Raw genomic sequence first — 13,278 nt, 5'->3', positions numbered from 1 at the left:
GGCCTGCGCCAAACTTCAAGGTCGCTATCGTGGCCGTCAACCAGGTTTCTTGATCGCTTGGTAAAGCGAAATGCGACCTCGTCGAGATCAGGCCAGGCAAATAGACCTAGCGTGCTGTCCGCGCGTTCCGATCCCTACGTTTCGGCGCGATGGCGGCGGCCGCGCATGTGTCCAAACGCGCCCAGACCTTGGATGCAGACTACCGCACATTCGTCATCCAACTTGGCCGATGCGGAGTTTCGAAGGCCTTCTGACAGCTGTCTATCAATATCAGATCAGAGACGGGTGGACGTTGCAGCCCAATCTGCAATACATCATCCATCCGGGCGGAGGTGCCACCAGCCCTTCCAGTGCAATGCCCGGAAGGGTTCTACATAACGCAACCGTGCTTGGCCTACGTATGACACTGAAGTTTTAGGCCGAGTGCCCGGTAAATGTGGCGCCGGTATATGCGTCACTCCACAGTGACTATACATCGGCTCCATTACTTTTTCTTGGGGACTTTCTTGCCTTTTTTGCGGGCCTTGGAAAGACCGATCGCGATCGCCTGCTTTTTGCTTTTTACCTTGCCGCCCTTTCCGCCACGGCCACTTTTGGCCGTCCCCTTCTTGTACCGTCGCATCTCGCTTTTGACGTCCGAACCGGAGCTCTTCGAGTAGCGACGTTTCTTCTTGGCTTTCTTTGCCATGGGTTTTTCTCTTTCCGTGTGAGGACGATAAATGACGCGGCTGGTGCCAACTTGAGAAGCATGAGCGCGGCGCCGTCTGGCTGTCCCATTCAACGCATCGACAATCTTGTTAGCCCTGGCAAGTTCCACGGCGCGGTTCCGAGCATCCGTCACAGGACGTGCTGAACGCAGTGCCCGCATAGGAACGGTGCCAGGTACTTCTAGCTTGAGGTGCCAGGTGTGATTCTCACTTGATAGGTTGGAGATCCGCGTCGATGCGCCGCACTAGAATTCGGCTCAAGCACCAGATATCCGGCCGACCCGGCCCACGCGGTCGGCGGCTTAGCGCCGAGGAAGAAGAAGAAGGTATCGAGGATTGGATGGGCGGTGGAGGCGACAGCCCGTCAGCTTGAACCGCGAATGATCCCGGGAAATTGCTACTACCACAAACTTCGGAAAGGGTCCTCGTACTGGTTCGATCGCGATTCAGCGGGCCAACCGCTTAATGGCCTTGGCCGCACGGTTGGGCCCATGCCAGCCGAGAAACTTCAGCTCCTTGTTCTCCAGCGCATTCGTCGCGCGAAAGAACTGTTTGAGATCATCGCGCGCATGGGACGGAAGATTGCGGATATCCTTGAGATCCGTTTCGAGCGGCGACCTGTCTGGCACCGCGAACACCCGGTCGTTGCGCTCCGTCTTGCCCTTTTTCCTCTGCTCGACTTCGAGAATGCCTACCGGGCGGTAGCGCAGAACGACACCTGGATAGGTCTGCGCGTCATGCAGGATCAGCACGTCAAGCGGATCGCCATCCTTTGCCTTAGTCGAGGGAATGAAGCCCCAATCGTAGGGATAGGTCAGACCTGCCATCAGCGGCTTCGCCAATGCAAAAACGCCAAGCTTGGAGTCGAAATCGAGCTTGCACGAACTGCCCCGCGGCGTCTCGACCACGGCGAACATATTGTCGTCGTCGGCCCCTCGGCAGTTTTGCCAGATTGGTCATAGCGGGTGACTTGGGCCTCGAAAGGGAATCGGGCCCGACGGAAGCTTGATCCGCCAGGCCCTGCCGGATCAGGCAGCGGTGGAAGCCTTCTTATTGACGCCCTTGCGCAACGCAACTGTGTTGAGCTTGGTGTTCGCCGCCTTCTCTTCATTCAGGTTCGTGGTCAGGAAGCGCACGATATCGTCGTGGCCGAGCTCCTCTGCCCAGGCGATCAAGGTGCCGTAGCGGCATATCTCGTAGTGCTCGACGGCCTGCGCGTTGGCAACGATCGCCGCATCCAGCACCATCTTGTCCTCGATCTCACCGGCCGTTTCGTCGGCTTCTTTGATGATCCCGTCGATGGCTGGGCATTGCGTGCCGCTTGGCGATTGGCCGAGCTTTTCGAAGACCTTTTCGAGGCGCTCGATCTGCTTGTTCGTCTCCTCGAGATGGTTCTTGAGGCCCGTGGCCAGATCCTTGTTGGTGGCCTTGTCGATCATTTTCGGCAAGGCCTTGGTGATCTGCTGCTCCGCATAATAGATGTCCTGCAAGCCATGCAGCAGCAGGTCATCCATCGTCTTGATGTCTTTCGTGAATAGTCCCATGACGTCGCTCCTCCAATTCAAAGCGATGGAACGGCGGCGGCTTGGCTTTGTTCCACGCACTAGTGCCGCTGTCGCGGTCCTGGCGCGTGAGTTGCTCAACGGGCTGTCGCGCACCGATCATCTGCGAATACCGGGGAGGAGGTGGGCTGCCGCGCGCTCGCAGGAACCCGCGCAAACAGCCCGCGTTTTGCCTCTTTAGGTGGAGTTCAGCATGGTCAGCACCTCGCTCTGGATGGACACCGCGATCCTGCCGGAGGCGGCTACGCTAAAGGGCGATGTGCACTGCGATGTCGCGGTCGTTGGCTCCGGGATTGCCGGTCTCTCGACGGCGTACGAGCTGATGAAGCGCGGCCGATCGGTTGCTGTCATCGACCGCAAGGGTATCGCCAGCGGCATGACGGCGCGCACGTCGGCGCATCTTGCGCCGCTTTGCGATGATTTGATGAGCGAATTTAGGAAGCTGCGTGGCCCGGATGCCGCCAAGCTGTTCTACGAAAGTCAGGCCGCCGCCATCGACCGGATCGAGGAAATCCAGGCCAGCGAGAAGATCGCCTGCGACTTTCGCCGTCTTGACGGGTATCTGTTTCAGGGCAACGGCATGCCTGCCGACATATTCGATGAGGAGCTAGAAGCGGTGCGCGAGGTAGGCGCACCGGTTCACCGGTTGGTCGGGGTACCACTTAAGGGCTGCGAGAACCGGCACGTCCTTCGATATCCCCGCCAGGCAAAATTCCATCCCCTCAAATATCTCGCCGGACTTGCGGCCGTTTGCGAGAGCGGCAGCGTTCGTTTCTTCGCCAACAGCCCGGTCGAGGAAGTCGCCGAGCAAGACAGCGCGGTTACGCTGCGAACCTCCCAAGGGCGGATCACGGCGGGGCATGCCGTGATCGCGACCAACGCATCCATCGCCGACCGCTTTCAACTGCACACAAAGGTGGCTCCCTATCGCACGTATGTTGTCGCGTTTGCCATCGAACGGGGCGAATTTCCCGACGCCCTCTACTGGGACACCGAAGATCCATACCATTATGTGCGCCTGCAAACAGGTTCAGATGATCATGATTTTGTTCTTGTCGGTGGCGAAGACCATAAAAGCGGCGAGGCAAACGACGCCGACCAGCGCTTTGCCCGGCTGGAGAGTTGGGCACGCGACCTGATCCCGGCGCTGCGCCGCATCACCCATCGCTGGTCGGGCCAGGTTCTCGATACGATCGACTATGCCGGCTTTATCGGCCGCGAGCCCGGTAGCGAACGCATCTTGCTCGCGATGGGTGATTCGGGCCAAGGCCTGACCCATGGCGTGATGGGCGCAATGCTGAACACCTCCCTTATTCTGGGTGAGGATCATCCGTGGAAATCTGTTTATGCGCCGGATCGCAAGCCGCTCTCAGCGGCGTGGAATTTGCTGCGCGAGAACGTGACGATCCTGCAAAATCTCACGGAATACCTCGCGCCGGGTGAAATCACCTCGCTCGAAGAGCTAGAGCCGGGTGAGGGCGCCATTCTACGCCGCGGTCTCGAAAAGATCGCGGCCTACAAGGGCAAGGCTGGCGAACTTCATCTTCATTCGGCCAGTTGCACTCACGTCGGCTGTCATCTGCACTGGAACAGCTTTGAGAGTTGTTGGGATTGTGCGTGCCACGGTTCGATCTTTGCGCCCAACGGACAGCCGATCAATGCTCCGGCCGTGTCGGCTTTGCGCCCCGTGAAGGCCTAGCGAGATATGATCAAGGATCTGGGAGCGGTCGATCTTCAAGGACGACGACATCGAGAAAGACGATCTGCGCAGCCCGCGCACACCTTGGGCCGTCCTGCCGCCGCGGCCGATCGAGGCCATCGCTGAAAGCTTTCGATGTGAGGTTCTGATCATCGGCGCCGGCATAACCGGTGCGCTGATGGCCGAGCGCCTGACACGGCAAGGCCGCCAGGTGGTCATCATCGATCGCGAGCTTCCCAGTCTCGGCAGCACGATGGCCAGCACCGCCATGCTGCTCTGGGAAATCGACCGACCCCTGTTTGAACTCGCGCAGCTCTATGGCTTCGAGAAGGCGGTGCGCTGCTATCGGGCAAGCCATCATGCCGCGCAAGGTCTGCTGTCGCTGGTCGCGCATCATGGAATTGCCTGCCAGGTGCGACGACGCCTTTCGCTCTATCTCGCCGTCGATAATAGTCCGAAGCGTGTCCAGGATGAATATGCGTCCAGGGGCCGCGCCGATCTGCCGTCCCTCTATCTCGATCATAGCGCGTTGCTGCAGCGCTTCGGCATCGCGCGGGCGGGCGCTCTGTTGTCAAGAGACGCGGCTGATGCCGATCCGGTTCTGCTCACGCATGGCCTGCTTAATATCTTCCTCCGGCGCGGCGCTCGCCTTCTCAAGGCCAATGCCGTGGCCTACGATAGCGCTGCCCGCAGCGTGACCGTCGGCCTTGAGAGCGGCCTTTCGATCGACGCGCGCCAGGTCGTGCTCGCGACAGGCTACGTGATGCCGGATATTGTGTGGGCCGCGGCGCAGCAGTCAGCCTCCAGCTGGGCCATCGCGACCCGGCGGCAGCCAGGCCATCTGTGGCCCGAACAGGCGCTCATTTGGGAAGCGAGCCGGAACTATCACTATGCGCGAACCACCGCTGATGGCCGTATCATTCTTGGTGGCGAGGATGACGGAGCGCTCATCGAGACGGACGCTCGTGATGATGCTACACCTGCAAAGGTGAGGGCGCTCAAGGACTATCTGAAGGCGCTCTGGCCACATGCATCAGATCAGCTCGAGTTCCATTGGTCGGGCGCCTTCGATACCACCCAAGACGGCCTGCCGTTGATTGGTGCGGTCCCCGGTTGCATGAATATTCGCCGCCTTTGGCTATGGCGGCAACGGCATTACCTTCAGCTTCCTCGCGGCGGAACTTCTGGCCGCGTTGCTTGCCGGAGAGTCTTCGCCCCTGCTCGACGATCTTGCGATTGACCGCGATATTCCCAGCTAGCGATGCGCGATCACAAGGCCCAGCATGCGGGCGACGAGTGGCGAGGGGCCCTCCTAGCTACATCGCGCAGAAAGGCGAGCGCCTGGCCTAGTGGCTGCCCGTCTTCCAGGGCTTTGCCGCACCGCGCGGGCGGCCCACGTACGCCTTCCGAAACGTTCTTCACTTTTGCCAAGGCGTCTTCGCTGTCCATCTCACCGGCGTATTCAGCAAGCTCACCGGCGCCGAGTTGTTCCGCCAGCATTCCGGCCCTCGCACCGATGCAGACATGACGCTGACAGTGGGATGAACCAATCGGCGGAAACTTGCCTCGGCGCCCGAGACGAAAGACGGAGAGCAAGCCACGGCGCCTCCGGTAGTGTAGCCGTTCGCGGCGCCGCCTCGCGTGGGCCGTACGGAAGACCGGTTTAGGAACTTCTGATCGCGGCGGGGCGTTTAGGCATGTTTCGCGAATTCGGGAACTGACCGGCCAAGGCGACCCAGCGGCAGAAAAGCAATGGTGCGGTTACCCCTCTTGGTCCTGGCGCAGGGCACGAGGCCTATGAATATTCAGCAGACGGCGGTCGATCTTGAGAGTCTCGAGCCGCTCGCATCGCTCGGCTTGCAAAGTCCGGCGTCCGCTTTTCTGGCGCAGCTTCCCATCGCAATCTATGCTTGTAACGCGGAGGGCCGCATTTTGTGGTTCAGCCGGCGCGCGGCGGATTTGTGGGGACGCACGCCACGGATTGGCGATGATGGCGAATTCTTCTGCGGCCCCTACAAGCTCTTCCTTGACGGGCGACCGATCTCGCGCGAACAGACGCCGATGGCCGAAGTGCTGCGGACCGGCATTCCGATCCGGGGTATTGAAGGGCGCCTCGAAAGACCTGATGGCTCGCACATCTGGGCCACCATCCATATTGCGCCGGTCTTCGATGAGGATGGCGTCCTGGCTGGTGCCATCAACTGCTTTCACGAGCGCATCGGCGGCAGATTGGATGTGTCCGACTCCCGTTCCGGCGACTGGGCGCAGGCCCGCGACGAGCGGCTCGCTGCCACCTACGAGCACGTGGGTGCCGGCATCGTCGAAATCGATCGCGACGGCCGCATGCTGCGGGTCAACCAGCAGCTTTGCCGTCTGACCAGACACACGGCCTCCGAGCTTTTGGGGCGAACGATCTTCGAGGAGACGCTGCCGGAAGATGTTGCCGAGGATCGCGCGCAATTCAGCCGCCAGATCGCGGGCGAATTCGATCGCTATAGCATCGAGAAGCGCATCTACTGCAAGGATGGCGGATATATTTGGGCGGCCGTCACCTCATCGAGCATTCGCGACGCCGCCGGCAATTTTCTCTACGCCGTCCGTGTGCAGCATGACATTACGGACCGCAAGCGCGCCGAACAGTCGCTCGCCCGGCGCATGGAAGAGCAAGCCGCCTTGTTTGCTTTCTCGGAGAGACTTCAGCACTGCCAATCGGCCGAGCAAGTCCACCAAGCCGCGCTTGATGCCATCACGCGCGCGCTGGGCTGCACGCGCGCCTCGATCTTGCTGTATGATCAGGCCGACGTCATGCGGTTCGCGGCCTGGCGCGACCTCTCGGAAGCCTACCGGAAGGCGGTCGAAGGACATTCCCCGTGGGATCGTGATGAGGTCAGACCAGCGCCTGTTTGCATCGAAGATGTCGACCGCAGCGACCTGCCCGATGATCTGAAACAGACAATCCTCAATGAAGGCATTCAAGCTGCGGCCTTTACGCCTATTGTCCAGGATGGCCGGCTTGCCGGCAAGTTCATGGCCTACCATGGCGAGCCCCATCACTTCACGCCATCCGAGCTAGATACCGCGCTCACGCTGGCACGCCTGCTCGGCTTTGCCCTCGCGCGTCTTGCTGGCGAAGAGGCCCGCCGCCTGGCCGAGCGTGACGCCCAGCAATTGGCGGCCATCGTCGAATCATCTGCGGACGCCATCATCAGCAAGAATCTCGATGGCATTATCCAGACCTGGAATGACGGCGCCCGGCGTCTGTTTGGCTACAGCCGGGATGAGGCTGTCGGCCGATCGATCACGATGCTTTTTCCGCCCGATCGGCAGGATGAGGAGCCGCGCATTCTGGCCAAGATCAAAGCCGGCGGGCGGGTCGATCATTCCGAGACCGTGCGCCGCCGCAAGGATGGCAGTCTGGTCGACATTTCGGTCACAATCTCGCCGATCCGCGATCGCTCGGGCCGTGTGATCGGAGCCTCGAAGATCGCCCGGGACATCACCGAGCGCAAGCTCAGCGAAAAGAGATTAAAGGAGAGCGAGCAGCGGCTGCATGAATTGCTCGACGCCATACCCGCCGCCATCTACACCACCGATGCCGACGGCAAGATCAGCTACTTCAATCAAACCGCCATTGAATTTGCCGGGCGGACACCGTCGCTCGGCAGTGACGAATGGTGCGTGACCTGGAAGCTCTATCTTCCCGACGGCACGCCGTTGCCGCATGATCAATGCCCCATGGCCGTCGCCCTCAAGGAAGGCCGCCCGGTACGCGGGGTCGAAGCTGTTGCTGAACGGCCGGACGGGACCCGCGTTCCCTTCATTCCGTTCCCGACGCCCCTGTTCGGTGCATCCGGCCAGGTCACCGGAGCCATAAATATGCTGGTTGATTTGAGCGAGCGAAAGCAGGCTGAGACCCAGCAGCGCCTGCTGCTCAATGAACTCAACCATCGTACCAAGAACAACATGCAGATGCTCCAGGGGCTCCTTTACACAGCGGCCCGCAGCGCCCGGAGCGAGGAGGCCCGGCGCGTGCTTGATGATGCCTGCAGCCGGATCACCGCCATGGCCGCAGCCCAGCGCGTCCTCTACGGCACCACCGACGCGACCAGCTTCGCGGCGGATGAGTTTCTCGGTGCTGTGGTAGAAACGATCCAGCAGACCCTGCCAGCAGGAATCAGAATCACGCGCATGCCGGCCAACGGCGCACTGTCCAACGATCTCGCCATGCCGCTGGCGCTAATCCTCAATGAACTGCTGACCAACGCAGCCAAGCATGGGATCAGCGATCCGGCCACGGATAGCATACGTGTCAGCCTTATCGAGCATAATGGAGCGTTCGAGCTTCATGTCGAGGATGACGGACCAGGGTTCGAGCTGAATGCGGTGCGGCAAACCTCGTCGGGCCTGCGTCTAGTACTTGGCCTAGCGCGCCAGCTCCACGCTGAGCTCACGGTGAGCCGGTCGCCTTCACGCGCCACGCTTCGTTTCGGCGCATCGCGAGGTGCATGATGACGCAGGCGAGCCAGTCCGATCGCCACGAGTTTGCCGTTCCGACCGACCTCCCGCCTGATGACAAGGTGGCGCCAGCCGCTAACGAAACGAGCGACCGGGTTGATCAGTCCCACGCGGTTCTGATCGTCGAAGACGATTTTCTAATCGCCATGCAAGCTGAAGCCGCGTTGCTCGATGCAGGCTTTCAGGTGACCGGCATCGCAACCACGGCCGAGGAAGCCTTGACGATGGCGAGGGAACAGAAACCGGCCCTTGCCGTCATGGATATACGTCTGGCCGGCCGACGCGACGGCGTTGAAGCGGCTGGTGATCTCTTTCGCGAACTCGGCCTGCGTTGTGTCTTCGCTACGGCCCATGACGATCTCTCGACGCGCACGCGCGCCGAACCGTTCGCGCCGCTTGGCTGGCTCTCGAAGCCTTACACCATGGCCTCCCTGACGAGCGTGGTCCGTGCATCGTTGGCGCGGACTGTTCGGTTGTGATCTTCGTCGCCGAACTCGAGGGCTTTTCATGTATCACCACGTCAAGAAGCTGACGTTCACCGTCCGCGTCGATGAGCCGGACCCGCGTTTTGGCAATATGCGGCGCCAGTAGCGACGATCTTGCGGCCGGCACCTTACAAGATCCCACGCGCCGCGCGGCCAGCAAGATGAACTGAGGCCGCCTCAGTCGAGCCGGTACTTTCTGCCGTTAGTGTTGGGTCGCTATTGTCGCTTGTCGAGAACATTAGTATCAGCGCGCTTTCATCCTCTTCCTTGTAGAGCCGGTAGAGGCCGGCCCTTCGCAGAGATTTCCTGCGGATCGCTGTTTGCGAGGCCGATCAGAACCCCGTCCTCGTAGAGCTTCGCCTCTCGCAGCTGGTATATCGCCGCAACATTCGCCAGTCTTTGTGCCCTGTCACCATGGCAACCTGCTGTATTGAGAAGCCCGCTTCGAAGAGTCTACTTGTTCCTTCATGGCGCAAATCGTGAAAGCATAGGTCGTCTATATCGATGGCGTTGCATGACCTGCGGAAGGCAGCTCCTACGGACTTTGAGTGGTAAGGAAAACGTGTCCGAGGCCGCGCGTGAGAATCCGCTGCTCGAGCATAATCTGCCAGGCATCGTACCCGGTCGAATTGAGGAGAGGAACCACTTGGTGGTCTTTGCGGTCGCGAATAGTGACGGTTCGCTTTGACATGTCGACATCAGACCACTCGATGCGGCAGATCTCAGCCTGGCGTATTGCCGTCGCCACAGCGAAGCGAATAATTCTACCGAGCGGTAGATACTGTTGGGCGTTAGACTCTGTGTATCCGATCAGTCGATCGAGTTCGACTTGACTAGGGCCCCGATCTCGTTCGTTTGACTTTCCGACGAGATCCAGGTGCTTTAGTGCGGCTCTGGCCAGTTGCACGTTCTCGACTGAAACGTTGATGCCGTTGTGCAATTTTGGCTAGTTTGGAGTGCACACGTGTGCACTTGTTCCTCTTCTAGTCCGTTGAAATGATAGGGTAAGTAATTGGAATCTCAAGACTATCGCTTTTCAGTGGCGCCCATGATGGATTGGACTGACCGGCATTGCCGCGTCTTCCATCGCCTGATGTCGCGCAGGGCGCGGCTTTATACGGAGATGCTGACGACTGGCGCTGTGATTCATGGCGACCGGGCGCGGCTGCTCGGCTTCGATGCCATCGAGCATCCGGTGGCGTTGCAACTCGGCGGTTCCGATCCGGACGATCTCGCGACTGCAGCCCGGATCGGCGAGGAGTTCGGTTACGACGAGATCAACCTCAATGTCGGCTGTCCGTCCGATCGGGTGAAGGATGGCCGCTTCGGCGCCTGCCTGATGGCGGAGCCGGCCCTGGTTGCCGAAGGCGTCGCGGCGATGAAGCGCGCGGTGCAAATTCCGGTCACGGTGAAATGCCGGATCGGCATCGACGATCAGGATCCGGAGGCCGCGCTTGATACGCTGGCACGAGGCGTCATTGCCGCCGGTGCGGATGTACTGGTCGTGCATGCGCGCAAGGCCTGGCTGAACGGATTGTCGCCGAAGGAGAACCGCGACATCCCGCCGCTCGACTATGATCGGGTCTATCGCCTCAAGGCGGCGCTGCCCGATGTGCCCATCATCATCAACGGCGGCATCACGAGCCTTGCCGAGGCCAGGCAGCATCTCGCGCGTGTCGATGGCGTGATGCTGGGGCGGGCGGCCTATCAGGAGCCGTGGCGGCTACTGACCGTCGATTCCGAGCTGTTCGGCGAAACGCCGGCGCACGCGACGATGAAGGATGTGTTCGAAGCGATGCTGCCCTATATCGAGCGCCAACTGGCCGCGGGCACGCGGCTGCACTCGATCACGCGCCATTTCGTCGGCGCCTTCCACGGTGTCCCCGGCGCGCGTGCGTTCCGCAGGCATCTCGCGGAGAACGGTGTTCGGCCGGGCGCCGAGATCGACGTGCTGCGCGATGCGATCGCGCGCGTTGACGATCGCGCACGCACGGCGGTGGCGGCCTGACGGCGCAAGTTACGGCTTGCGCTGCCGCCGCGTGACGTCCTGCGCGATCTTCAGGAAATTGAACAAATGTGGCATCCGGTTGTCGCGCCGGTAGTTCAGCGACAGCGCGGTGCCCGGATTATGTCCCTGGTAGGCGCGGTAGGCGACGCCGGGGCGTTCCGCCTGCGAGACCGATTGCGGCACCAGCGCGATGCCGACGCCGACCGAGACCAGGCTGATCGCGGTCTGATAGTCCTGCGCCAGCACCTGTGATTTCGGAATGAAACCTTCCTCGAGGCAGATGTTGAGGATGTGGTCGGCGAAGCTCGGCCGCGGCTTGCGCGGATAGAGCACGAAGGTCTCGGCCTTCAGTGCCGAGAGAAGCGTGACCTGCTGTTCGAGCAAAGGCGAGGTATCCGACAGCGCGAGGATCAACGGCTCCTGCAGCAGCGGCTCCGACTTCAGTTCCTCGTCGTCGAGCGAGGGCCGCGCGACGGCGATGTCGATCTCGCGCTGGATCACCGCGCGCTTCTGCTCGGCATTGTTCATCGCCGACAGCGCGAGCTCGACGTCGGGATAGGCCGCGCGAAACGCCTTGATCACGTTGGGCAGCACGCCATAGGTCGCCGATCCGACGAAGGCGACGCGCAGGTGTCCCGAAAAGCCTTCGCCTATCCGCTTGATCTCGCGATGGGTGCGGTCGAGCCGCTCCAGCACATCGCGCGCCCGCTCCAGCAGCACGCTGCCGGCCTGGGTCAGGCGGATCTGGCTGCGGCTGCGGTCGATCAGCATGACGCCGAGATCGCTCTCGAGCTGCGCGATCTGCCGGCTCAGCGGCGGCTGGGCGATCGCAAGCCGCGATGCGGCGCGGCCGAAATGCAGTTCTTCGGCAACCGCGACGAAGTAGACCAGCCGCCTGAGGTCCATGACATCGTCGCGCTCGGTCACGGTCAGCCGCGTGTTGGTTCGCGCGCTTCCGCGGAAGCTGTGGGAAGGGCCTGCCGGGTTCGATGCCGCGTGATCATCGGTGCACGATCGAGTTGATTGCAGCGCAAACACTGGGCGTGGCTCCCCGGATTGTCAATTGTCCGAGGGAGCGAGGCCATCCGGCTAGTCCTTGCGGGCGTAGGCACGGATCTTGTCCTCGTCGAGCTCGACACCGAGGCCGGGGCCGTCGGGCACGCAGATCTCGAACTCGTCGAATCTGATCGGGCTCGCGACCAGATCCTCCACCAGGATTCGCGGACCGAAATGTTCGGTGCCCCATTCGAGCCTGGGGAAGGTGGCAAAGGCGGCGAGATGTGCAGCCGCGCCGATGCTGCTCTCCAGCAGACAGCCGCCATAGAGCTCGAGGCCGTGCGCGCTAGCGACCGCGGCGGCGCGCTTGATCTCGAACAGGCCGCCGCTCTTCACGAGCTTCAGCGAGTAGACGCTGCCGCAGCCCATCGTGGCGACGCGGGCGATCTCCTCCTTGGTGAACGCCGCTTCATCGACCAGCAGCGGGATGGAGGTGCGCCCAGCGACACGCGCCATCGCCTCGAGCTGCAGCGCCGACACCGGTTGCTCGACCAGGGCAACATCCAGGTCCTCCAGCGCCGGCATGAAGCGGATGCATTCGGCCTCGGTCCAGCCCTGGTTGACGTCGACGATCAGGCGCACCTCGTGGCCGAGCCCTGAGCGCAGGGCTTGCAGCCGCTTCAGATCGGCCTGCGGCCGGTTGAAGCCGAACTTGATCTTGAACTGGCGGTGCTCGCGGCGCCGCAGCTTCTCCTTGGCTTCCTCCAGCTCCTGGCCGCTGTCGCCCGAAGCGAGCGCCCAGATCACCTCCATGCGCTCGCGCACCGCGCCGCCGAGCAGCGCGCTGGCGGGAAGGCCGAGCGTCTTGCCGGCGGCGTCGAGCAACGCGGATTCGAGCGCGCCCTTGGCCGCGAAATTGCGAGTGGCGGCCTTGCTCATGCGGACGGCATTGGCTTCGAAGGCGAGGGCAGGCTGCCCGAGCAGCGCCGGCGCCAGGTAATTCGTGACCGCGGCCTTGATCGATTCCACGCTTTCCTCGGCCCAGCGTGGTCCGCCGAGCGTCGAGGCCTCGCCGATCCCGCTCACGCCATTGTCGAGCAGGACGCGCACCAGCACGTAGCCCTGATGCGTGACTTCGGTGTTCGACAGTTTGTGCCGGCGGCGGGTCGGCGCCTCGACGATGGTGGCGCGGATGCTGCGGATCGCGGTGTCCCTTGCGAGGCTCCGCACGTGCTCCACGGGCTCGGCGATGTCGATCACGGCACGGCTCATTTGTCCTCACAGGTCAGTTCAAGTGGCGCCCGCC

At 61.9% G+C, this 13,278-nt stretch carries 12 protein-coding genes and 2 pseudogenes; 6 read left to right on the top strand and 8 right to left on the bottom strand.

The annotated features are described in order from the left end of the window. Positions 1-70 precede the first annotated feature (70 nt). Positions 71-418 (top strand): carbohydrate porin, encoded by a 348-nt coding sequence (locus ACVIW0_RS22835; protein WP_461354378.1) that lies wholly within the window; start codon positions 71-73, stop codon positions 416-418. A gap of 72 nt (positions 419-490) precedes the next feature. On the opposite strand, the pseudogene ACVIW0_RS22830 reads toward ACVIW0_RS22835, so the two are convergent. From ACVIW0_RS22830 to ACVIW0_RS22820, 3 genes and pseudogenes are all read right to left on the bottom strand, one after another. Continuing rightward, positions 491-688 (bottom strand): annotated as a pseudogene (locus ACVIW0_RS22830) (DUF6496 domain-containing protein); the annotation flags it as partial. Between the two features lie 465 nt (positions 689-1,153). Then, positions 1,154-1,624, bottom strand: coding sequence for an inorganic diphosphatase (locus tag ACVIW0_RS22825; protein ID WP_461354377.1), 471 nt, complete (start codon positions 1,622-1,624; stop codon positions 1,154-1,156). Between the two features lie 111 nt (positions 1,625-1,735). Continuing rightward, a complete protein-coding gene (locus ACVIW0_RS22820; protein ID WP_461357399.1) occupies positions 1,736-2,251 on the bottom strand; it encodes a YciE/YciF ferroxidase family protein in 516 nt (171 codons plus the stop codon). Positions 2,252-2,462: 211 nt separating this feature from the next. On the opposite strand from ACVIW0_RS22820, the gene ACVIW0_RS22815 reads away from it, so the two are divergent. Together ACVIW0_RS22815 and ACVIW0_RS22810 are read left to right on the top strand one after the other, a co-directional pair. Then, a complete protein-coding gene (locus ACVIW0_RS22815) occupies positions 2,463-3,968 on the top strand; it encodes an FAD-dependent oxidoreductase (protein WP_461354376.1) in 1,506 nt (501 codons plus the stop codon). 175 nt (positions 3,969-4,143) lie between these two features. Next, positions 4,144-5,227: pseudogene (locus ACVIW0_RS22810) on the top strand (NAD(P)/FAD-dependent oxidoreductase). Positions 5,228-5,237: 10 nt separating this feature from the next. Here ACVIW0_RS22810 and ACVIW0_RS22805 read toward each other — a convergent pair. Then, positions 5,238-5,468, bottom strand: coding sequence for a hypothetical protein (locus ACVIW0_RS22805; protein ID WP_461354375.1), 231 nt, complete (start codon positions 5,466-5,468; stop codon positions 5,238-5,240). A gap of 297 nt (positions 5,469-5,765) precedes the next feature. Here ACVIW0_RS22805 and ACVIW0_RS22800 point away from each other — a divergent pair, with 297 nt between their 5' ends. Continuing rightward, complete coding sequence (locus tag ACVIW0_RS22800) at positions 5,766-8,477, top strand: PAS domain S-box protein (RefSeq protein WP_461354374.1); 2,712 nt, start codon at positions 5,766-5,768, stop codon at positions 8,475-8,477. Next, complete coding sequence (locus ACVIW0_RS22795) at positions 8,477-8,962, top strand: response regulator (protein ID WP_461354373.1); 486 nt, start codon at positions 8,477-8,479, stop codon at positions 8,960-8,962. The genes ACVIW0_RS22800 and ACVIW0_RS22795 overlap by 1 nt, the downstream gene beginning before the upstream one ends. A 338-nt stretch (positions 8,963-9,300) precedes the next feature. Here the strand turns inward: ACVIW0_RS22795 and ACVIW0_RS22790 are convergent, their stop codons facing one another. Together ACVIW0_RS22790 and ACVIW0_RS22785 are read right to left on the bottom strand one after the other, a co-directional pair. Beyond that, complete coding sequence (locus ACVIW0_RS22790; protein ID WP_461357398.1) at positions 9,301-9,468, bottom strand: tyrosine-type recombinase/integrase; 168 nt, start codon at positions 9,466-9,468, stop codon at positions 9,301-9,303. 35 nt (positions 9,469-9,503) lie between these two features. After that, complete coding sequence (locus ACVIW0_RS22785; RefSeq protein WP_461357397.1) at positions 9,504-9,875, bottom strand: tyrosine-type recombinase/integrase; 372 nt, start codon at positions 9,873-9,875, stop codon at positions 9,504-9,506. Positions 9,876-9,980: 105 nt separating this feature from the next. Between ACVIW0_RS22785 and dusA the strand changes: the two genes are divergently transcribed. Next, positions 9,981-10,976, top strand: a complete 996-nt coding sequence (dusA, locus tag ACVIW0_RS22780) for a tRNA dihydrouridine(20/20a) synthase DusA (RefSeq protein WP_461354372.1) — start codon at positions 9,981-9,983, stop codon at positions 10,974-10,976. A gap of 9 nt (positions 10,977-10,985) precedes the next feature. Here dusA and ACVIW0_RS22775 read toward each other — a convergent pair whose 3' ends face one another. Continuing rightward, positions 10,986-11,903: a LysR family transcriptional regulator gene (locus ACVIW0_RS22775; protein WP_461354371.1), complete on the bottom strand. Its 918-nt coding sequence runs from the start codon at positions 11,901-11,903 to the stop codon at positions 10,986-10,988. A 162-nt stretch (positions 11,904-12,065) separates the two neighbouring features. Next, on the bottom strand, positions 12,066-13,244 hold the full coding sequence (locus ACVIW0_RS22770; protein ID WP_461354370.1) for a muconate/chloromuconate family cycloisomerase: 1,179 nt from the start codon (positions 13,242-13,244) through the stop codon (positions 12,066-12,068). Positions 13,245-13,278: the final 34 nt, after the last annotated feature.

The sequence above is a fragment of the Bradyrhizobium sp. USDA 4454 genome (assembly GCF_054822705.1).
The sequence above is the reverse complement of the archived record's forward strand: the minus strand, read 5'-3'. Positions and strand labels throughout refer to the sequence as shown.

What these genes read in the sequence shown, in the direction of transcription:
- ACVIW0_RS22835 (WP_461354378.1), top strand. Translation starts at nt 71, where the DNA reads ATGCGACCTCGTCGAGATCAGGCCAGGCAAATAGACCTAGCGTGCTGT.
- ACVIW0_RS22825 (WP_461354377.1), bottom strand. Translation starts at nt 1,624, where the DNA reads ATGTTCGCCGTGGTCGAGACGCCGCGGGGCAGTTCGTGCAAGCTCGAT.
- ACVIW0_RS22820 (WP_461357399.1), bottom strand. Translation starts at nt 2,251, where the DNA reads ATGGGACTATTCACGAAAGACATCAAGACGATGGATGACCTGCTGCTG.
- ACVIW0_RS22815 (WP_461354376.1), top strand. Translation starts at nt 2,463, where the DNA reads ATGGTCAGCACCTCGCTCTGGATGGACACCGCGATCCTGCCGGAGGCG.
- ACVIW0_RS22805 (WP_461354375.1), bottom strand. Translation starts at nt 5,468, where the DNA reads ATGCTGGCGGAACAACTCGGCGCCGGTGAGCTTGCTGAATACGCCGGT.
- ACVIW0_RS22800 (WP_461354374.1), top strand. Translation starts at nt 5,766, where the DNA reads ATGAATATTCAGCAGACGGCGGTCGATCTTGAGAGTCTCGAGCCGCTC.
- ACVIW0_RS22795 (WP_461354373.1), top strand. Translation starts at nt 8,477, where the DNA reads ATGACGCAGGCGAGCCAGTCCGATCGCCACGAGTTTGCCGTTCCGACC.
- ACVIW0_RS22770 (WP_461354370.1), bottom strand. Translation starts at nt 13,244, where the DNA reads ATGAGCCGTGCCGTGATCGACATCGCCGAGCCCGTGGAGCACGTGCGG.